This window comes from Vibrio sp. OPT46, from assembly GCF_015163535.1.
Classification (GTDB): domain Bacteria; phylum Pseudomonadota; class Gammaproteobacteria; order Enterobacterales; family Vibrionaceae; genus Vibrio; species Vibrio alginolyticus.
Map to the genome: position 1 here is coordinate 63,086 of NZ_JADDYG010000298.1, position 499 is coordinate 63,584.

1 pseudogene is annotated in these 499 nt (G+C 42.5%); it reads left to right on the forward strand.

Going from position 1 to position 499, the window contains the following annotated elements:
• Positions 1–151 precede the first annotated feature (151 nt).
• Positions 152–499: pseudogene (locus IQR33_RS13735) on the forward strand (Na+/H+ antiporter NhaC); the annotation flags it as partial.

Consider the following 499-nt stretch of genomic DNA (forward strand, 5'->3'; position numbering starts at 1 on the left):
CTAACAGTTAATTTCACAAGCAAACGTTTTTACCGACGAACATCAAGATAAAACACCAAATGTTCGAAATATAATTTTTGTTAATGTATGTTATGCGCGATTACAACAAGGAGCGCCTTCCTCTATTGCTCCAAGATTGACAGAGGCACATATGAAGCAAGTTACACCACGCCTACCAAGCTTGATACAGGTATTTATCTCGCTCGGTTTATTTCTCCTGCTGGCATTTTCGTTCACAGCCAAGCTAGACCTACCGATTCAGCTAGCGCTATACATCGGTTGGTTCATTGTCATGATATTGGGCTTAAAGCTTGGCCATCAGTATAAAGATCTGGAAAAAGCAGCACTAAATGGCATTTCCAATGGACTTGGAGCCGTTTTAATCCTTTTGGCCGTTGGCGCGCTTGTAGGTACTTGGATCTCTGGTGGTATTGTTCCAACCATTATTTACTACGGCCTTAAAGCAATCCACCCTTCCATCTTTTTGCTCGCGACCATG